The following is a 17,341-nucleotide window of genomic DNA, read 5'->3' on the forward strand; positions in this document are numbered from 1 at the left end:
ACAGTGTGTGCAGATGCGGCTCCCGCTTTTTCTGATGTCACATATCAATTTGTGGCTCCTGTGCTTGTCCCTGCTCCAGTCTGTCCGCCAGATCTGGGACAGTGTATTCGATCTTTGTCCTTGCGGTCTGCATGGCTTTGAGGTGTCCATCTTCCAGCTCTGGGCCTTCATCCAGCAGGTAGTCTGTGGCCCGGTAGAGTTCAGTTAGCTCCTCCGGTGAGAAAAGCTGGGTCTTGGAGATCAGCCCGGAGCGGACGGCAAAATCCTGCTTGGCCCCGCAAAAATCTTCATCATAATAATGTCCGTAGCTCACGCCGGTTCTGTTATAGTCCCAGATCCAAGTGACAAACTGATAGCCCCTGCCATTTTCCAACTCCCGGCCAGCCAGCACTGCGCCGCCAAAATCCGCCAGCAGATGGAATTTTTCGCTCAGACCGCTGATATGAAGGGTGGGCGCAGTTTGAACCTCCTCAACATAAGTGTACACTTCATCTGCGGTCTGTGCGACTCTGTGGTACAATTCACTGGCCTCCGGATTATTGCTTCCGGCAGGAAAAAGGAACACATCGTTTCCTGGAGAAACAAAGAGGACAGGCTGACCATGGAGGAAAATCTCCAGCCGCCTATCCTCTACATTGGATGATTCAACTCCGCCTTCTCTCAGGCGCCGGGAAAGTTCTTCAAAAAATTTTTTCAATGGTTAAACCTCATTTCTTTTTTATCTGTTGGGACGACAACAAAAAAGCGGAGATTCTATCATCGAATCTCCGCTTCAATAACTATATTGGTTTTTCTCCGGGGGAAGGGAATCAGGTGTCCGTCCTCTTTGTGTTTTCGTATGGATAGAACAATGACTCACACATTTGGTCTGTGTGAGTCATTGTTTTTGGTGGAGATAAGCGGGATCGAACCGCTGACCTCTTGAATGCCATTCAAGCGCTCTCCCAGCTGAGCTATACCCCCATGTTGCCAGAAACCCTTGATTTTGCTGGATTTCTGAGCTATTCAATTTTTTGACTTTACTCTCCGTTGCGGGGGAGCACACCCGGTTGCTTGCGCTCCCAGCTGAGCTATACCCCCAAAAAGCTGACCCTGCTCCAGAACAAGATGTCCTGCACAGAACGTGTATTATTTTACCATCGGGCGATGAGCTTGTCAACAGAAAAATTTATTTTTCGGAGGGGAAATGCGGCGGCATAGAAATTTGAACATCAAACAAGATTGTGCAAGTTAACGGTTGACATTTTCTAGGATTCTGGTAAAATATCGCTTAAATTATTTTAGTTAAATATATTTAATTAAAATAATAAAAACTAACCCTCGTATTGCGAAAGGAGCGCATGACAATGTTTGAACAAATAAAAGCTGTGATCCTGGATTCTTTGAGCTGTGAGCCTGAAGATATCACGATGGAGGCCAGGCTGGTGGAGGATCTGGAGGCAGACTCTCTGGATGCCGTGGAGCTGAACATGGCGCTGGAGGAGGCCCTGGGATACTCTGTGGCGGACGAGGAGCTTCAAAATATGAAAACAGTGGGCGATATTGTCCGCTATCTGGAAGCCCACCAGGGCTGAGCCATGGAACTTGCAGACGTTTTAGTGCTGCTGGACCGCTTTGATGGCTCTGCGGCGGATCGGCTGGAGCTGGAGGCGGACGGGTGGAAGCTGCGGCTGAGAAAAGGTGCGGCCAAGGCCGTAGGGGTTGTGACCGGGCCTGTGCCCGCGGCGGAAGAAAAGGCCGGGAGCGGAGAAAGGCCGGCTGGTGAGGACGGAGCAACGCTGCTGAAGGCATCTCAGGTCGGGACCTTTTATGCCTCCCCGGCACCCGGCACCGCGCCCTTTGTCTCTGCCGGGGACAGGGTGTCAAAGGGGCAGACCCTTTGTGTTCTGGAAGCCATGAAAATGATGTCCGAGGTCCTGGCGCCGGCGGACGGCACCATTCTGGAGGTGCTGGTAAAGGACGGAGAATTGGTTGGTTTCGACACGCCGCTTTTCCGGATCAAGGAGCAGTGAGCCTATGTTCCATCGGATCCTGATCGCCAACCGGGGAGAGATCGCCGTCCGCATCATCCGTACCTGCCGGGAGATGGAGATCGAGACCGTGGCCGTCTACTCCACGGCCGATGCGGAGGCGCTCCATGTAAAGCTGGCCACCCGGGCGGTGTGCATTGGCCCGGCCCGCGCGGCGGACAGCTACCTCAACCTGCCGGCCATCCTCACGGCGGCGGTGGAGACCGGATGTGACGCCATCCATCCCGGCTATGGGTTCCTCTCAGAGAACGCGGAGCTGGCAGACCTGTGTGCAGAATGCGGCCTCAAGTTTATCGGCCCTGGCGGGGACGTGATCCGGACCATGGGCAACAAGGCGGCCGCCCGCATGCTTATGCGGGAGAACCGCGTCCCTGTGGTGCCGGGGTCCGACGGCCCCGTGCGGAGCCTGGAGCAGGCGGCCGCAGTGGCCGGGGCGGTCGGCTATCCCGTCCTGGTTAAGGCCTCCTCCGGCGGCGGCGGTCGGGGGATGCGCCGGGTAGATGCGCCGGAAGAGCTGCCCGGGCTCTATGCTGCCGCGCAGGCCGAGGCGGTGGCCTGTTTCGGTGATGGGGAGCTCTACGTGGAAAAGCTGATCCTGCATCCGCGCCACATTGAATTTCAGGTCCTGGCGGACAGCCATGGAAACGTGGTCCATCTGGGGGAGCGGGACTGCTCCATCCAGAGAAAAAACCAGAAGCTGGTGGAGGAATCCCCGTCCAGAGGACTGGATGCGGACCTGCGCCAGGCGATGGGGGCGGCCGCTGTCCGGGCGGCGCAGTGCGCCCGTTATCAGAGTGCCGGGACCGTGGAGTTTGTGCTGGATGGCTCGGGTGCGTTCTATTTTATCGAGATGAACACCCGGATCCAGGTGGAGCATCCCGTGACCGAGATGATCACGGGGGTAGACTTGGTGCGGGAACAGATCCGCATCGCGGCTGGGCTGCCGTTGGGAATGACCCAGAGCGAGGTGCGGCAGAACGGCCATGCGCTGGAATGCCGGATCAACGCCGAGGATCCGGGGGCCGGATTCCGGCCCGGACCGGGGACCACGCGGTTCCTTCACCTGCCCGGCGGACCCGGTGTGCGGGTGGACACGGCGCTGTACTGCGGGTGTGTCATGCCGCCCCAGTATGACTCACTGGCGGCAAAGGTGGTGGTACACGCCCACACCCGCTTGGAGGCGATCCGCAGGATGCGGCGGGCGCTGGAGGAAGTGGTCATTGAGGGCTATCCCACCACCGCCGATCTCTGCCATCTTATTTTGTATCATCCTGATTTTGTCAAGGGCAAGTACGACACAAGCTTTTTGGAGCGGCATCTGGAGGCGCTGCTACAGTGGGAGGGCGAGGGAGAGAGATGAGCGATTCCTTCAGCCGGCGCCGGGCGCATATGATTCAGCTCAAGGCGCGCCGTGAGGGGGTGGAGACCGACGTTCCCCGCCGGCATGCGGCAAAGGCGGCTTTCAGCAAGTGCCCCCACTGCGGCGCTGGGGTATCGAAGCGGGAGCTGGCGCGGACGTTGTATGTCTGTCCCCAGTGCGGCTATCACCACCCGATCGGCGCCTACCTGCGCCTGAGCATGCTTTTGGACTCCAAGAGCTTCTGCGAGCTGGAGGAGCGGCTGGCGGCGCCCAACACGCTCGGATTTCCCGGGTATGAGGAAAAGCTCCGTGCAGCGCGGAAGGCCACCGGCCTTACCGAGGGCGCAGTGGCGGCGCGGGGAAAGGTGGACGGCAGCAGCGCGATTTTCTGCGTGCTGGACAGCCGATTCCTCATGGGCAGTATGGGAGCCGCTGTGGGGGAAAAGGTGACGCGGGCGGTGGAGTATGCCGACCGGATGGGGCTGCCGCTGGTGATCTTCTCCGCCAGCGGCGGAGCTCGGATGCAGGAGGGAATCCTATCCCTGATGCAGATGGCTAAGACCAGCGCCGCCCTAGGCAGATTTTCCTCCCACGGAGGCTTTTACCTCTCTGTGCTTACCCACCCCACCACCGGAGGCGTGACTGCGTCGTTTGCTTCCCTGGGTGACGTGACGCTGGCGGAGCCGGGGGCACTGATCGGATTTGCCGGTCCCAGGGTGATCGAGCAGACCATCGGACAAAGACTGCCGGACGGGTTTCAGTGCGCCGAATATCTGGAGGAACACGGATTTGTGGATCAAATCGTCTCCAGGGACCGGATGCGCCAGGTGATCTCGCAGCTTCTGCGGCTCCACCAGAGAGGGGGGAGGGGAAATGGCTGACTACACCGCGGCTCAGCGGGTAGCTCTAGCCCGTCATGCCGGCAGGCCGGGGACGGCGGACTATATCGCAGCCCTGTTTACCGACTTTTTTGAGCAGAAGGGGGACCGCCGGTGCCGGGAGGACCCCAGCATTCTGGGAGGCATCGCCCGCTATCGGGGACTCCCGGTCACGGTCCTGGGACATCGGAAAGGGAGAGACCGGGCTGAAAATCTGAAGGTGAATTTCGGGATGCCGGGCCCCGAGGGGTACCGGAAGGCCCAACGCCTGATGCGTCAGGCGGAAAAGTTCGGCCGCCCGGTCATTACCTTTGTGGATACGCCGGGCGCTTACCCCGGCCCGGAGGCGGAGGCCCGGGGCCAGGGAGAGGCCATCGCCTCCACACTGGCCCTGATGAGCGGGCTCCGGGTGCCTGTGCTCACCGTGGTGACCGGAGAAGGGGGAAGCGGAGGAGCCCTGGCGTTGGCGGTGGCCAACCGGGTCCTCATGCTGGAAAACGCGGTTTACTCCGTTCTCTCGCCAGAGGGGTTTGCGGCCATCCTCTGGAAGGATGCCGCCCGCAGCAGCGAGGCGGCGGAGGCCATGAAGCTGACCGCACGGGACCTCAAGACCCTAGGCGTGGTGGACGAGGTCATTCCTGAACCGCCTGAAGGGGCTCATGCCTGCCCGGAGGCCGCCTTTGCGGCAGTGGACCGGGCCCTTTCGCTGGGACTGGAGCAAGTCCTGCGGGAGGGGGATTTTGCACAGAAAAGGTACGAAAAATTTCGCGGGATGGGCGCGCCCCGGTCCCGTAGGGAGGCCCCATGAGAGGATTGAAGATGATATCCACCGGTCGCTGTCTGCCCTGGCGGAGTGTGACCAACAAGGACATGAGCGAGCTGGTGGAGACCAACGATGAGTGGATTTTTTCACGGACAGGCATCCGGACCCGGCGATTTTGCGGAGAGGAGACGGCAGCGGACCTTTCGGCCGGTGCGGCCCAACAGGCGATGGAGCGGGCAGGTATCCGTTCGGAAGAGCTGGGAGCTTGTGTGGTATGCACGATCACACCGGATTATCTGGCCCCCAGTGAGGCCTGCCTGCTCCAGCGGCGGCTGGGGCTCCCGGAAGACATCCCCTGTTTTGACCTGAATGCGGGGTGTACCGGGTTTCTCTATGGGCTCCAGGTGATCCGGGGGCTGCTGCTGCAGAGCCCGAGGCGCTATGCACTGCTGATCGGTGCGGAGGTGCTCAGCCGAATCACCGACTTTGCGGATCGGAGCACCTGCGTCCTCTTCGGGGACGGAGCCGGCGCGGCGGTGCTCACGCTGGAGGAACAGGCGGTTTGGGCCAGTACCTTGGGCGCCAGGGGAGAGGAAGAGGCCATCCTCGTGCCGGGTCCCGGACAGGAAGCGCGCCCCTACATTAAGATGGACGGGCAGAAGGTGTTCCGCTTTGCGGTGGAGGCCATCCCCCGCTGTATCGAAGAGCTGTTGGGGCGGACAGGACTGGAACTGGAGGACATCGACTGGTTCGTGCCTCACCAGGCCAACCGCCGGATCATCGATCATGTGGCAAAAAAGCTGCGCCTCCCGGAGGGCCGTTTTTATCAGAATATGGAGCGCTATGGAAATACCTCGGCGGCCAGTATTCCTATTGCCCTGGATGAGATGGCGGAGTCTGGCCTGCTGCTGCGGGGCCAGAAGGTCATGTGCATCGGATTTGGCGCGGGCCTTACCTGGGGCGGCGCGCTGCTGGAATGGTAAGTAAGGAGAAAAGACGATGACGAGACTCAATGAGCTGCTGGGTACGGAATTCCCCATTGTTCAGGGCGGTATGGCCAATATTGCCACCGCCGAATTTGCCGCCGCCGTCTCCAACGCCGGCGCCCTGGGACTCATCGGCGGAGGCGGCATGGATGCAGCGGGCTTTCGGGAGAGCATACGCAGGTGCAGGACCCTGACGGACCGTCCCTTTGGCGTGAATATCATGCTGATGCACCCACAGGCGGAGGAGATGGCGGATATCGCAGCGGAGGAGCGGGTGGCGGTGATCACCACCGGCGCGGGGAATCCGGCACGCTTCATCCCGCGCTGGAAGGAGTCCGGCGCCAAGGTATTTCCGGTGGTGGCTGCGGTGGCGCTGGCCCGGCTGGTGGAGCGCGCCGGCGCGGACGGGGTCATCGCCGAGGGCACCGAGTCCGGCGGACATGTGGGGGAGCTCACCACCATGGCTCTGGTCCCGCAGGTTTGCGACGCGGTGGGCATCCCGGTGGTGGCCGCCGGAGGCATCGCGGACGCCCGTCAGCTCCTGGCGGCCTATGCTCTGGGAGCCTGCGGCGCCCAGGTGGGCACCTGCCTGCTGGTGAGTGAGGAATGCCCCATCCACCCCAATTATAAAGAGGCCGTGCTGAAGGCGAAGGACAGCGGTACGGTGGTGACGGGCCGCATCGGCGGTACGCCGGTGCGCATTTTGAAAAACGCCATGGCCCGGGCCTATGTGGCCAGGGAACGGGAGGGCGCGGACAAGATGGAGTTGGAGCAGTTTACCTTGGGCAGCCTGCGCCGGGCCGTCTTCGATGGAGATGTGAAAAACGGCAGCCTGATGGCGGGACAGGTGTCCGGCATGCTTCGGGAGATCCGCCCTTTGCGGGCCATCCTGGAGGAGCTGTGTGGCGGCTGCGGCGCCCACCTGCGGGAATTGGAACAGGAGGTTTTCTCATGAAAGTGGCTTTTCTGTATGCGGGACAGGGCACCCAGCACCCGGGGATGGGGCGGGATCTCTATGAGACCTATCCCGCCTTTCGCTCTGTATTTGAAAGCGCCAAAGTGGATTTCGATCTGGAAAAGGTCTGTTTTGAGGGCCCGGACGAGACTCTGAATCAAACCCAGTACACCCAGCCCTGTATGGTGGCCTTTGCCACCGGCGTGACGGAGGTATTACAGGAGAAGGGCGTCCGGCCTTCCGTGACCGCAGGGCTCAGCCTGGGCGAGTACTCTGCCCTGCACGCCTCTGGAGTGCTGGACCCGGCCACGGCTATCGAGCTGGTGGCGTTCCGGGGAAAGGCCATGGCGGAAGCGGTCCAGGGGCGCCTCAGTGCCATGGCGGCCATTTTTATGCTGGGCAGGGAGGAGCTCCAGGCCTGCTGTGACGCGGCCTCCCATCTAGGGGTGGCCGAGATCGCCAACCTCAACTGCCCCGGACAGATCGTCATCGGGGGAGACGCCCTAGCTGTGGAAGAGGCGGGATGTCTGGCACTGGAGGCGGGTGCCAGACGTGTGATCCCCCTCAAAGTGAGCGGACCCTTCCACACCTCGCTGATGGCGCCGGCGGGCAGGGCCCTGGAGGAGCGGCTGAAGGGAGTGGAGTTCGGGCCCATGGAGGTGCCCACGCTCTTTAACTGCCTGGGAGGTCCCATGCGGGAGGGAGATACCATTCCAGGCCTTCTGGTGCGGCAGGTGCAGAACAGTGTCCACATGGAGGACAGCATTCGCTTCCTGGAGGCCCAGGGGGTGGACACCGTGGTGGAGATCGGGCCCGGTAAGGCGCTCTCCGGCTTTGTAAAAAAGACAGCCAAGGGAATCAAGACCTATGCGGTAGAGACGGCAGAGGACCTGGAACATGTCGTCTCCGTCCTGAAAGGAGCGTGACCCATGGAGCTGAAAGGGAAAGCGGCGCTGGTCACCGGCGGCAGCCGCGGCATTGGAAGGGCGGTCTGCCTGGAGCTGGCCCGGCGCGGCGCATGTGTGGCCGTGAATTATGCGGGAAACGCGGCGGCAGCGGAGGAGACTGTGGAGTCCTGCAAAGCGATGGGAGTGGATGCCTTTTCCGTACAGGCCGACGTGGCGGATGCCGCGGCCTGTGACGCCATGGTCAAAGAGGTGCTGTCCCGGTTTGGGCGGCTGGATATCCTGGTCAACAACGCCGGGATTACCCGGGACGGCCTGATGCCCATGCTGAAGGACGCCGACTGGGATGCGGTGCTGGACGCTAACCTAAAGGGGGCGTTTCACTGCATGCGGGCGGCTTACCGGCCCATGATGAAACAGAAATACGGCCGTGTGGTGAATCTCTCCAGTATTGTGGGCCTGCGGGGCAACGCGGGACAGGCCAACTACGCCGCCAGCAAGGCGGGGCTCATCGGCCTTACCAAGTCCATGGCCAAAGAGCTGGCCGGACGGAACGTCACGGTAAACGCGGTGGCCCCCGGTTTTATCGATACCGATATGACAGCGGCGCTCCCCGAAAAGGCGCGGGAGTCCATGCTGGCCTCTATCCCCATGGGGAGATTGGGCCAGGGGGAGGACGTGGCGAAGGCGGTGGCCTTTTTCGCAGGGGACGGGGCCGGATATGTGACGGGACAGGTCCTCTGTGTGGACGGCGGCATGGCCGTATAAATAAGGAGGAGACCATGGAGAAGAGAAGGGTAGTCATTACCGGTATGGGAGCGGTCACGCCCCTGGGGCTTACCGTGGAGGAGAGCTGGCTGGCAGTACGGGCCGGGACCTGCGGCATCGCACCCATCACCCTGTACGATACCTCCGGTATGAAGGCCAAGCTGGCGGGCGAGGTAAAGGGGTTTGAGCCCGCCGACTATATGGAAAAGCGGGAGGCGCGGAAGATGGACCGCTTTGCCCAATTCGCCTTGGCCGCCGCCGGAGAGGCGGTGGCGCAGAGCGGGCTGGAGTTCTCCGCCGAGGACCCCTATCGGTGTGGGCTCATCGTCTCCTGCGGCATCGGAGGGCTCACCACCATGCAGCATGAGTGCGCCAAAGGGGAGGCAAAGGGGTATGACAGGATATCCCCCTTCTTTATTCCCATGGCCATCGGCAACATGGCCGCGGCTCAGATCGCCATCAAATATGGGATCACAGGCATGGCGACATGTCCCACCACGGCCTGCGCGGGAGGGACCAACGCCGTGGGCGACGCCCTCCGACAGGTCCGGGACGGCTATGCCGATGTGGTCCTCTGCGGGGGCGCGGAGGCCGTTGTCAACGAGCTGGCCATGGGAGGCTTTACCTCCATGCACGCCCTGAGCACGGCGGAGGAGCCGGACAGGGCTTCCATCCCCTTTGACGCGGCGCGCAGCGGCTTTGTGATGGGTGAAGGGGCCGGCATTCTGGTGCTGGTGGAGCTGAAACACGCCCGGCGGCGGCGGGCGCCCATCCTGGCGGAGGTGGTGGGCTATGGCGCCACCTGCGACGCCCACCACATCACGGCCCCTGCACCCGGCGGCGCGGGAGCCGCCCGGTGCATGACCATGGCCCTGGCGGATGCGGGCGTGGAGCCGGAGCAGGTGGACTATATCAACGCCCACGGCACCTCCACCCCGATGAACGACGTCTGTGAGACGCAGGCGGTCAAAACTGCCTTTGGAGCACACGCCCGCAGGCTGATGATGAGTTCCACCAAGTCCATGACCGGCCATATGCTGGGGGCAGCCGGAGCGGTGGAGGCCATTTTCACCGCGCTCAGCCTGAAGGAGGACTTTGCCCCCGCCACCATCGGCTATCGGGAACCCGATCCGGAGTGCGATCTGGATATTGTGCCCAACGAGGGCCGGAAGGCCCTGCTCCGCTATGCCATGTCCAACTCCCTGGGGTTCGGCGGCCATAACGCCAGTATTCTGCTGAAGAAATGGGAGGCATAAAGAGATGGAACTGAACGCCAATCAGATCCAGGAGATCATTCCCCATCGTCCGCCCTTCCTGCTGGTGGACAGGATCACCGACTACGAGCCCGGCGTATGGGCCAAAGGCAGAAAGGCGGTTACCGTCAACGAGCCCTTTTTTGCCGGACATTTCCCGCAGCACCACGTCATGCCGGGGGTGCTCATCATTGAGGCTCTGGCCCAGGTGGGAGCGGTGGCGATCCTGTCTCTGCCGGAAAACAGAGGAAAAATCGCGTTCTTCGGCGGGATCAAAAATGCACGCTTCAAACGGCAGGTGGTGCCCGGCGACGTGCTGGAGCTCTCCTGTGAGCTGGTGGAGCGGCGGGGAAGCGTGGGGTTCGGTAAGGCGGTGGCCAAGGTGGACGGCAAGGTGGCGGCTCAGGGCGAGCTGACCTTTGCCATCGGGTGACACCTGACGACCGGCATGGCTCCGGGAGCTCCAAGCGCCTATGACCGTTGCCAAAACGGCGCGGATCAGATATAATAAATAAAGTAGGACGAACGCCGTTTTTGGGGGGAGCAGCATGCTGGAGCAGGCCTTTAACGAAGTGTATACCAAATTCAAGCTTCATTTTTATCGCGCGGTTTTTGGACGGTTTCAGAAGCGGGAGGCAAGCCTCACCACTGTGGAGACCTTCTGCATGGAGATCATCATGGCGCTGGGGCGGCCTACGGTCAACGAATTCTCCAGCTTTGTGGGGATTTCACCCCCCAACGCCGCATATAAGATCAACAATCTGATCCAGAAAGGCTATGTGCGCAAGGAACAGTCGGAGGAGGACAAGCGGGAGTACCATTTGGTGGTCACCCAGAAGTACATTGACTACTACAACATCAGCTACAGCTATCTGGGCACGGTGATGGCGCGCATCCGCGCGCGGTTCCCCGAGGAGGATGTCAAAAAGATCGAGGAGATGCTGGATATCATCTCCGGGGAACTGATGCCGGAGATCCCTCTGCCCAGGCTGTCTCCACGGACGTGAGAAAGGACCCGCCCCGCATTTTTGTGCGGAGCGGGCCCTTTTTATGACCGGACGGATCCCAAGGGGACAGAGAACGACCCCTGTGAGAACCGTTCGGCCATATTACATGCCCAGGGTCTGAGTCACGTTTTCAGCCACGTCCTCCATGGCGCGGACAGCCTTCTTGGCGGTGGCCTTCAGGGTCTTCTGCCTGGGGGCGAGGACCGCCATGCCCAAGGCGGCGCCGGCGGCCATGCCAATACCAATATTGCGCAGGGTGTGATGGTGTTCCATTTGCTTTTCTCCTCCTTTTCTCCGGTATGACGTTATTGTGTCCGGAAATGGAGAAAAATCCATTGCTAAAAAATGCGCGATACGATATAATATACCTGCAATTCGTCAAGCCGGAGGGAACGGGGAACCGGTCCCTTTCTTTATGTATACCAAGAGGAAAAACGAACGCGGGAAAGGAGCGACAAAGTGAAGCTGCTCATCCGGAAGGGCCGCCTGGTGGACCCCGTGGGGGGGATCGGCGGCGTGATGGATATTCTCATCGAGGACGGCAAGCTGGCCGTCATCGGAAGCGATTTGAGGGAACCGGAGGCCCGGGTGATCGACGCCAGGGGCCTCAACGTATGCGCGGGCCTTGTGGATATGCACGTCCACCTGCGGGAGCCGGGCTTTGAATATAAGGAGGACATCACCACCGGAGCGGCGGCGGCGGCCCGGGGAGGATTCACCTCCGTAGCCTGTATGCCCAATACCCGGCCCGTGCTGGATACGCCGGAGCAGATCGAGTATGTGCTCCGGCGGGCCGGGGAGTCCTGCGGCGTGCGGGTGTGGCCCATCGGGGCGGTGTCCCGGGGACAGAAGGGGCAGTCGCTCACCGACGCGGCGGCCCTGCAAGAGGCCGGGTGCGTGGCCCTCTCCGACGACGGCGTGCCCGTGCAGGACGCCAATCTGGTCCGGGACGCCATGATCCGCTGTAAGCGGCTGGGACTCACCATCCTCTCCCACTGTGAGGACGCCGACATGGTCCGCAACTACGCGGTGAACGAGGGCCGGGTCTCCCGGGCACTGGGGCTGCCCGGCCGTCCCGCCATCGCGGAGGAGATCATGGTCATGCGGGACGCCATGCTGGCCGAGGAGACCGGCGCGGCAGTCCATATCTGTCATGTATCCACTGCGGGAAGCGTGGAGATCATCCGTCAATTCAAGAAAAAGGGCGTGGCTATCACCTGCGAGACCTGCCCGCAATACTTCACACTTACCGAGGATAAGGTGCTGGAGCAGGGAAGTCTGGCCCGGGTCAACCCCCCTCTGCGCACAAAGCTGGACGTGGAGGCCATCCTGGAGGGCCTGCGGGACGGTACCATCGACGTCATCGCCACCGACCACGCGCCCCACTCGGTCGAAGAAAAGGCCAAGCCGCTGGCAGAAGCGCCCAGCGGCATGGTGGGCCTGGAGACCGCGCTGGGTGTGACGTTGACCGCCCTTTACCACACCGGGTTCATGGACCTTTCGGATATCCTGAAAAAAATGACGTTCCACCCGGCCTGTATCCTGCGCATCCCAAAGGGCAGGCTGAGTCTGGGGGGGGAGGCGGACTTCACCATCTTCTCGCCGGACGAGGAGTGGACTGTGGAGCCGGACCAGTTTGCCTCCAAGGGCCGGAACACCCCCTTCAAGGGAAGAAAGCTCAAGGGCAGAGTGAAATACACCATCGTAGGCGGCAGAGTCGTCTACGGGGATGAGGGAGGACGCGCGGATGTCGTTTGACGTATTACAGAAAAAAATCATCGAGAAAAGAAATCCCACCGTCGCGGGGCTGGACCCCAAGCCGGAACAGATTCCGCCCCATATTCTGAAGATGGCCTGCGATCAGTATGGCGAGACGCTGGCTGGCGCCGCCGAGGCGGTGTGGCAGTTCAACAGAGGGCTGATCGACGCGCTCAGCGACGTGGTCCCCGCTGTGAAGCCCCAGTCGGCGTACTATGAGCGGCTGGGCTGGCGGGGCATGGAGGTCATGGAGCGCACCATTTCCTATGCCCAGGAGAGGGGGCTCTTCGTCATCGCGGACGTCAAGCGGGGCGACATCGGGTCCACGGCCCAGGCGTATGCCGACGGCTGGCTGGGGGAGACCCAGGTGGGAGAGAGCGCCTGCAGCGCCTTCCATGCCGACTGCGTGACCCTGAACGGCTACATGGGCTCCGACACGGTGCTCCCTTTTGTCGACACCTGCCGGAAGTACGGCAAGTGCCTGTTCCTGCTGGCCAAGACCTCCAACCCGGGCTCCGGCGAGCTCCAGAACCTGACCGCCGGGGATCGGCTGGTCTATCAGCTTCTGGGCGATATGGCCGAAAGGCTGGGCACGGGCACCGAAGGGGACTATGGCTACGGCCTCGCCGGCGCTGTTACCGGGGCCACCTATCCTGAGGAGCTCAGAGAGCTGCGCGCCCGCCTGCCCCATACCTTCTTCCTGGTCCCCGGATACGGCGCACAGGGCGGCACCGCCGAGGACGTGCAGTACGCCTTCGACCGGAAGGGCTGTGGGGCCGTCGTCAACGCCTCTAGGTCCATTATGTGCGCCTGGCAGAAGACCGGAAAGGGCGGGGCCGACTTCCAGGAGGCCGCCCGCGCCGCCGCCGAGGCCATGCGGGACGCCATCGGTCAATATGTGACCATTCTTTAAAAGAGGCGGAGGGATCAGCCATGGCGGAGGAAAAGAAGTGCGTCGCCTGCGGGGCGGCGCTGGAATATGTCCGCCCGGCCCTGCTGCCGGACCGGCTGAATTTCCTCTCCGCCCGGGCGGACCTGTACCTGTGCCCCCAGTGCGGGCGGTATGAGTTCTACCGGGACCCCCGCTGGATCCAGCGGGACGAGGAGAAGCGCCGGAAAGAGAAAAAATAACCAACGGGAGGTGCCCCATGCCGGTCCAAACGAAATGCACGGTGGCGGAGGCCGTCCGCCTCAACGATTTTGCCTGCTCCCTTACGCTGGACGTGGGGGAGGAGATGGCCGGGCAGATCGCCTGCGGCCAATTTGTCCATATCAAGTGCGGTCACTCCCGTCTGCTCCGCCGCCCCATCTCCATCTGCGACTGGCAGGAAAATCTCCTGCGGGTGGTCTTTGAGGTTCGGGGCGAGGGCACCGAATGGCTTGCCCGCCGGAAGGCCGGGGACAGACTGGATGTGCTGGGCCCGCTGGGCCACGGCTTTGACGTCGCCGCCGGGAGCCTGCTGGTGGTGGGAGGCGGCATCGGAGCGCCCCCCATGCTGGGCTGCGCCAAATATGCAGCCAGTCGGGGAAGCGAGGTCCACGCGGTCCTGGGGTTCCGGGACGCGGAACACAAAATGCTTACAGAAGACTTCGCCGAGTGCTGCCGCTCCCTGAACGTCATCAGCGACGACGGCTCCACCGGGCGCAGAGGCTTTGTCACCGAACTGGTGGAGGAGTTCCTGGAGAGCCGGGTGTGCGAAGGCTGTACAGCCTGCGGTGCCTGTGGCCTGGCGCCTGCGATCCCGGCAGTGCTTGCCTGCGGGCCCAAGTCCATGCTCCGGGCGGTGGCGGAGGTCTGCGCCCGGTACGGTGCACCCTGCCAGGTCTCCCTGGAGGAGAGGATGGGCTGCGGCGTGGGAGCATGTCTGGTCTGTGCCTGCAAGACCAGCGACGGACACAGAAAGCATGTGTGCAAGGACGGTCCCGTATTCCGCGCCGAGGAGGTGGACTGGAATGATTGACAGCAAGGTCACGCTGGCGGGGGTGGAGCTGAAAAACCCCATCGTGGTCCCCTCCGGCACCTTCGGCTTCGGCCGGGAATACGGACAGTTTTTTGACCTGAGCGAGCTGGGGGCCATCTGTGTCAAGGGGCTCACGCCCCAGCCCCGGGAGGGCAATCCCTCCCCCCGTATTGCCGAGACCCCTATGGGCATCCTCAACTCCGTGGGACTCCAGAACCCCGGTGTGGACGCCTTCATCGCCGGGGATCTGCCCGAGCTGAAAAAGCACGACGTAAAGATCATCGCCAATATCTCCGGCAATACCCCGGAGGAGTACGGCGGCATGTGCGAAAAGCTCTCCGCCGCGGGGGTGGATATGATCGAGGTCAACATCTCCTGCCCCAATGTGAAGGCGGGGGGACTGGCCTACGGCACCCGGCCGGAGCTGGCCGCCGAGGTCACGGAGATCGCGAAAAAGAACTCCACCGTACCCGTTATGGTGAAGCTCTCCCCCAACGTCACCGACATCACGGAGATCGCCCGGGCGGTAGAGGAGGCGGGGGCCGATGCCATCAGCCTCATCAATACCATCCGGGGGATGCGCATCGATGTGAACACACGCCGCCCCATTCTAAAGATGAACACCGGGGGTCTCTCCGGCCCCGCGGTGCTGCCTGTGGCGGTGCGCATGGTGTGGGAGACGGCGAACGCCGTGAAGATCCCCATTCTGGGCATGGGCGGCGTCTCCAAGGGAACGGACGCCGCCGAGCTGATGCTGGCGGGAGCTGCGGCGGTGGCCGTGGGCACCGCCTCCTTTGCCGACGTCTACGCGCCGGTGCGGGTCCGGGATGAACTCTTTGCCCTAGCGGAGCGGCAGGGACTCGCCCACATCTCCGCGCTCACCGGCGCTGCGCAGCCCTGGTGAGCGCAGGCGGAGGCGCTCCGCCCCAATGAAACCTTTGAAAGCGAGGCCATTCTACCCATGACTCAAATCTACCTGGTCCGCCACGCGGAAGCCGAGGGGAACCTCTACCGCCGCATCCACGGCCATTACGACAGCCTGATCACCGACCTGGGCTACCGGCAGATCGCCGCTCTGGCCCACCGGTTCGAATCCATCCATGTGGACGCGGTGTACTCCAGCGACCTCTTCCGCACCCGGACCACCGCCGGGGCCATCTACAAACCCAAGGGCCTGCCCCTGGTCACCCGGAAGGCCCTGCGGGAGGTTTCGATGGGCGTTTGGGAGGACAGGCCCTGGGGGGAGGTCCACCGCACCGACGCACAGCAGCTCGCTTGGTTCAACGCCACGGATGCCCGTTGGGGTGTGGAGGGCGGCGAGACCTTCCAGCGCCTGCGGGAGCGCATCTCCGCCGCCATCCGGCAGATCGCCCGTAACCACCCCGGCCAGACGGTGGCCGTGGTCAGCCACGGCACCGCCATTCGGAATGCCCTGGCCGTGTTTCAGGGCATGTCCATTGAGGAGTCGGCCGCCCTGGACCACAGCGACAATACCGCCGTGTCCCTGCTGGAATTTGAAGGGGACGCGGTCCGGGTGGTTTTTCACGACGACAACAGCCACCTGCCAGAGGAGATCTCCACTTTTGCCCGGCAGAAGTGGTGGAAGCAGGACACCGGCGCGCTGGCCGACGCCAACCTCTGGTTCCGCCCCCTGGATATGGAGCGCGAAAGCGACCTGTACCGCCAGTGCAGAGGGGAGGCGTGGCTCAATATCCATGGCTCCTGGGACTATTACGACGGAGACGCCTTTGCCCGCGACGCCCTGTTCCAGTGGCGGGACGACCCCCGGGCGGTCTCCTGCGTAATGCTGGGGGACGAGGTGGCCGGTCTGGTGCAGATGGATATCCGCCGGGATGCCGACAAGGGAGTGGGGTATATCCCCTTTGTCTATATGATGCCGGCCTATCGGAAGCAGGGGCTGGGCGTCCAGCTCATCGGAGAGGCGGTGTCGGTCTACCGGCCTCTGGGCCGGAAGTATCTGCGCCTGCGGTGCGCGCCGGACAATCTGGTGGCCCAGCGGTTTTATAGGCGGTACGGATTCCGCAAGGTGGCCGAGGCCGCAGGCACCCGTGTTCCTCTGGACATTATGGAGAAGTACATCGGGCATTAGGGCCGCTTGTTTGTATGCCCAATGCCGGAGAGTCAGCGGAAGGCGTCTGCGATGAGCCTGGAGCCCAGACGAAAGCCCCGCCGGAAGGCGGACCGGGCCCCGCATTCCTCCTTGAGGGTGCTGCTGTCCACAATGCGCAGCAGCAGTCTGCGCTGCTGCTGGTCCAGCGTCCGGCGCAGCGCGTCTACGCTTTGGGTGAATTCCGCCTCGGCATTCAGATAGATGTGACTCTTTTTGAAAAAATGATTCATAAAAATCCCTCCAAAAAATAACTAATTAGGTGATATCATTATAACACACTAATTAGGTGTGTCAAGAGGTGGACTATGGAATTTTATGTGCGGTTGAAGGAATTGCGCAAAGAGGCGGGCGAAACACAAAAGATGCTGGCATCTGCCATTGGTATTTCTGTCAATCAGGTTATCCGTTTTGAAAAAGGCGAGCAGAAGCCCGGCTTTGACAACCTGTGGGCTCTTGCCGATCACTTTGGGGTGACGGTGGATTACCTGATGGGCCGCACGGACGAGAACAGGAAATAGCACGGCTGCGGCGGGTGGTCCTGAACTGCCCGCCGTTTCCGTTTCCGGGAAAAATACTACAATGGATA

The 17,341-nt window shown here is 62.1% G+C and carries 22 protein-coding genes and 1 tRNA gene; 19 read left to right on the plus strand and 4 right to left on the minus strand.

Translation table 11 applies throughout. The annotated features are described in order from the left end of the window. Positions 1-37: 37 nt before the first annotated feature. Together ABUA09_RS04040 and ABUA09_RS04045 are read right to left on the minus strand one after the other, a co-directional pair. Positions 38-520 carry a hypothetical protein gene (locus ABUA09_RS04040; protein WP_227123572.1) on the minus strand — a complete coding sequence of 161 codons (483 nt, stop codon included), beginning with the start codon at positions 518-520 and terminating at the stop codon, positions 38-40. A gap of 367 nt (positions 521-887) precedes the next feature. Next, positions 888-963: transfer RNA gene (locus ABUA09_RS04045), tRNA-Ala, on the minus strand. A gap of 383 nt (positions 964-1,346) precedes the next feature. Between ABUA09_RS04045 and acpP the strand changes: the two genes are divergently transcribed. From acpP to ABUA09_RS04105, 12 genes are all read left to right on the plus strand, one after another. Further along, positions 1,347-1,574 carry an acyl carrier protein gene (gene acpP / locus ABUA09_RS04050; protein WP_371744279.1) on the plus strand — a complete coding sequence of 76 codons (228 nt, stop codon included), beginning with the start codon at positions 1,347-1,349 and terminating at the stop codon, positions 1,572-1,574. A 3-nt stretch (positions 1,575-1,577) separates the two neighbouring features. Continuing rightward, positions 1,578-2,012 (plus strand): acetyl-CoA carboxylase biotin carboxyl carrier protein, encoded by a 435-nt coding sequence (locus ABUA09_RS04055; RefSeq protein WP_033118219.1) that lies wholly within the window; start codon positions 1,578-1,580, stop codon positions 2,010-2,012. Between the two features lie 4 nt (positions 2,013-2,016). Further along, on the plus strand, positions 2,017-3,390 hold the full coding sequence (gene accC, locus ABUA09_RS04060; RefSeq protein ID WP_058118105.1) for an acetyl-CoA carboxylase biotin carboxylase subunit: 1,374 nt from the start codon (positions 2,017-2,019) through the stop codon (positions 3,388-3,390). Further along, positions 3,387-4,271, plus strand: coding sequence for an acetyl-CoA carboxylase, carboxyltransferase subunit beta (gene accD / locus ABUA09_RS04065; RefSeq protein ID WP_033118217.1), 885 nt, complete (start codon positions 3,387-3,389; stop codon positions 4,269-4,271). The genes accC and accD overlap by 4 nt, the downstream gene beginning before the upstream one ends. Next, positions 4,264-5,076, plus strand: coding sequence for an acetyl-CoA carboxylase carboxyltransferase subunit alpha (locus ABUA09_RS04070; protein ID WP_033118216.1), 813 nt, complete (start codon positions 4,264-4,266; stop codon positions 5,074-5,076). Before accD ends, ABUA09_RS04070 begins: the two co-directional genes overlap by 8 nt. Further along, positions 5,073-6,014, plus strand: a complete 942-nt coding sequence (locus tag ABUA09_RS04075) for a beta-ketoacyl-ACP synthase III (protein ID WP_279203725.1) — start codon at positions 5,073-5,075, stop codon at positions 6,012-6,014. The genes ABUA09_RS04070 and ABUA09_RS04075 overlap by 4 nt, the downstream gene beginning before the upstream one ends. 16 nt (positions 6,015-6,030) lie before the next feature. Next, a complete protein-coding gene (locus ABUA09_RS04080) occupies positions 6,031-6,972 on the plus strand; it encodes a nitronate monooxygenase (RefSeq protein WP_033118214.1) in 942 nt (313 codons plus the stop codon). Continuing rightward, on the plus strand, positions 6,969-7,898 hold the full coding sequence (gene fabD / locus ABUA09_RS04085; RefSeq protein WP_227151949.1) for an ACP S-malonyltransferase: 930 nt from the start codon (positions 6,969-6,971) through the stop codon (positions 7,896-7,898). Before ABUA09_RS04080 ends, fabD begins: the two co-directional genes overlap by 4 nt. A gap of 3 nt (positions 7,899-7,901) precedes the next feature. Next, positions 7,902-8,645: a 3-oxoacyl-[acyl-carrier-protein] reductase gene (gene fabG / locus ABUA09_RS04090; protein WP_033118212.1), complete on the plus strand. Its 744-nt coding sequence runs from the start codon at positions 7,902-7,904 to the stop codon at positions 8,643-8,645. Between the two features lie 14 nt (positions 8,646-8,659). Beyond that, complete coding sequence (gene fabF / locus ABUA09_RS04095; RefSeq protein ID WP_349949097.1) at positions 8,660-9,901, plus strand: beta-ketoacyl-ACP synthase II; 1,242 nt, start codon at positions 8,660-8,662, stop codon at positions 9,899-9,901. Positions 9,902-9,905: 4 nt separating this feature from the next. After that, on the plus strand, positions 9,906-10,331 hold the full coding sequence (gene fabZ, locus ABUA09_RS04100; RefSeq protein ID WP_033118210.1) for a 3-hydroxyacyl-ACP dehydratase FabZ: 426 nt from the start codon (positions 9,906-9,908) through the stop codon (positions 10,329-10,331). 115 nt (positions 10,332-10,446) lie between these two features. Next, on the plus strand, positions 10,447-10,905 hold the full coding sequence (locus tag ABUA09_RS04105; protein ID WP_033118209.1) for a MarR family winged helix-turn-helix transcriptional regulator: 459 nt from the start codon (positions 10,447-10,449) through the stop codon (positions 10,903-10,905). Between the two features lie 102 nt (positions 10,906-11,007). Here ABUA09_RS04105 and ABUA09_RS04110 read toward each other — a convergent pair whose 3' ends face one another. After that, entirely contained in the window at positions 11,008-11,178 is a 171-nt protein-coding gene (locus tag ABUA09_RS04110; RefSeq protein ID WP_156113780.1) for a hypothetical protein, read from the minus strand. A gap of 186 nt (positions 11,179-11,364) precedes the next feature. Here ABUA09_RS04110 and ABUA09_RS04115 point away from each other — a divergent pair, with 186 nt between their 5' ends. From ABUA09_RS04115 to ABUA09_RS04140, 6 genes are read left to right on the plus strand one after another with little or no spacing between them, the layout of a single operon-like run. After that, the gene (locus tag ABUA09_RS04115; RefSeq protein ID WP_279203718.1) at positions 11,365-12,663 is read left to right on the plus strand and encodes a dihydroorotase; all 1,299 of its coding nucleotides are present in this window, start codon (positions 11,365-11,367) and stop codon (positions 12,661-12,663) included. Then, the gene (pyrF, locus tag ABUA09_RS04120; protein WP_033118207.1) at positions 12,653-13,576 is read left to right on the plus strand and encodes an orotidine-5'-phosphate decarboxylase; all 924 of its coding nucleotides are present in this window, start codon (positions 12,653-12,655) and stop codon (positions 13,574-13,576) included. Before ABUA09_RS04115 ends, pyrF begins: the two co-directional genes overlap by 11 nt. 20 nt (positions 13,577-13,596) lie before the next feature. After that, positions 13,597-13,794 carry a hypothetical protein gene (locus ABUA09_RS04125; protein WP_033118206.1) on the plus strand — a complete coding sequence of 66 codons (198 nt, stop codon included), beginning with the start codon at positions 13,597-13,599 and terminating at the stop codon, positions 13,792-13,794. Positions 13,795-13,811: 17 nt separating this feature from the next. After that, the gene (locus tag ABUA09_RS04130; protein WP_279203716.1) at positions 13,812-14,624 is read left to right on the plus strand and encodes a dihydroorotate dehydrogenase electron transfer subunit; all 813 of its coding nucleotides are present in this window, start codon (positions 13,812-13,814) and stop codon (positions 14,622-14,624) included. Continuing rightward, positions 14,617-15,528 (plus strand): dihydroorotate dehydrogenase, encoded by a 912-nt coding sequence (locus ABUA09_RS04135; protein WP_279203714.1) that lies wholly within the window; start codon positions 14,617-14,619, stop codon positions 15,526-15,528. Before ABUA09_RS04130 ends, ABUA09_RS04135 begins: the two co-directional genes overlap by 8 nt. Positions 15,529-15,585: 57 nt before the next feature. Next, entirely contained in the window at positions 15,586-16,734 is a 1,149-nt protein-coding gene (locus tag ABUA09_RS04140; protein ID WP_279203712.1) for a GNAT family N-acetyltransferase, read from the plus strand. Positions 16,735-16,766: 32 nt separating this feature from the next. Here ABUA09_RS04140 and ABUA09_RS04145 read toward each other — a convergent pair whose 3' ends face one another. Further along, the gene (locus tag ABUA09_RS04145; protein ID WP_058118094.1) at positions 16,767-16,985 is read right to left on the minus strand and encodes a DUF6809 family protein; all 219 of its coding nucleotides are present in this window, start codon (positions 16,983-16,985) and stop codon (positions 16,767-16,769) included. A gap of 75 nt (positions 16,986-17,060) precedes the next feature. On the opposite strand from ABUA09_RS04145, the gene ABUA09_RS04150 reads away from it, so the two are divergent. After that, entirely contained in the window at positions 17,061-17,273 is a 213-nt protein-coding gene (locus ABUA09_RS04150) for a helix-turn-helix domain-containing protein (protein WP_033118201.1), read from the plus strand. Positions 17,274-17,341: the final 68 nt, after the last annotated feature.

This window comes from Intestinimonas sp. RTP31139st1_F5_RTP31139_211217, from assembly GCF_040226735.1.
In the GTDB taxonomy this organism is placed as follows: domain Bacteria; phylum Bacillota; class Clostridia; order Oscillospirales; family Oscillospiraceae; genus Intestinimonas; species Intestinimonas butyriciproducens.

Bases quoted from the DNA above. Each gene is read 5' to 3' on its own strand.
- ABUA09_RS04135 (WP_279203714.1), top strand. From the start codon at position 14,617: ATGATTGACAGCAAGGTCACGCTGGCGGGGGTGGAGCTGAAAAACCCC.
- fabG (WP_033118212.1), top strand. From the start codon at position 7,902: ATGGAGCTGAAAGGGAAAGCGGCGCTGGTCACCGGCGGCAGCCGCGGC.
- ABUA09_RS04125 (WP_033118206.1), top strand. From the start codon at position 13,597: ATGGCGGAGGAAAAGAAGTGCGTCGCCTGCGGGGCGGCGCTGGAATAT.
- ABUA09_RS04150 (WP_033118201.1), top strand. From the start codon at position 17,061: ATGGAATTTTATGTGCGGTTGAAGGAATTGCGCAAAGAGGCGGGCGAA.
- ABUA09_RS04080 (WP_033118214.1), top strand. From the start codon at position 6,031: ATGACGAGACTCAATGAGCTGCTGGGTACGGAATTCCCCATTGTTCAG.
- acpP (WP_371744279.1), top strand. From the start codon at position 1,347: ATGTTTGAACAAATAAAAGCTGTGATCCTGGATTCTTTGAGCTGTGAG.
- fabD (WP_227151949.1), top strand. From the start codon at position 6,969: ATGAAAGTGGCTTTTCTGTATGCGGGACAGGGCACCCAGCACCCGGGG.
- accC (WP_058118105.1), top strand. From the start codon at position 2,017: ATGTTCCATCGGATCCTGATCGCCAACCGGGGAGAGATCGCCGTCCGC.
- ABUA09_RS04130 (WP_279203716.1), top strand. From the start codon at position 13,812: ATGCCGGTCCAAACGAAATGCACGGTGGCGGAGGCCGTCCGCCTCAAC.
- pyrF (WP_033118207.1), top strand. From the start codon at position 12,653: ATGTCGTTTGACGTATTACAGAAAAAAATCATCGAGAAAAGAAATCCC.
- ABUA09_RS04070 (WP_033118216.1), top strand. From the start codon at position 4,264: ATGGCTGACTACACCGCGGCTCAGCGGGTAGCTCTAGCCCGTCATGCC.
- ABUA09_RS04110 (WP_156113780.1), bottom strand. From the start codon at position 11,178: ATGGAACACCATCACACCCTGCGCAATATTGGTATTGGCATGGCCGCC.
- ABUA09_RS04075 (WP_279203725.1), top strand. From the start codon at position 5,073: ATGAGAGGATTGAAGATGATATCCACCGGTCGCTGTCTGCCCTGGCGG.
- ABUA09_RS04105 (WP_033118209.1), top strand. From the start codon at position 10,447: ATGCTGGAGCAGGCCTTTAACGAAGTGTATACCAAATTCAAGCTTCAT.
- ABUA09_RS04145 (WP_058118094.1), bottom strand. From the start codon at position 16,985: ATGAATCATTTTTTCAAAAAGAGTCACATCTATCTGAATGCCGAGGCG.
- fabZ (WP_033118210.1), top strand. From the start codon at position 9,906: ATGGAACTGAACGCCAATCAGATCCAGGAGATCATTCCCCATCGTCCG.
- accD (WP_033118217.1), top strand. From the start codon at position 3,387: ATGAGCGATTCCTTCAGCCGGCGCCGGGCGCATATGATTCAGCTCAAG.
- ABUA09_RS04055 (WP_033118219.1), top strand. From the start codon at position 1,578: ATGGAACTTGCAGACGTTTTAGTGCTGCTGGACCGCTTTGATGGCTCT.
- ABUA09_RS04140 (WP_279203712.1), top strand. From the start codon at position 15,586: ATGACTCAAATCTACCTGGTCCGCCACGCGGAAGCCGAGGGGAACCTC.
- fabF (WP_349949097.1), top strand. From the start codon at position 8,660: ATGGAGAAGAGAAGGGTAGTCATTACCGGTATGGGAGCGGTCACGCCC.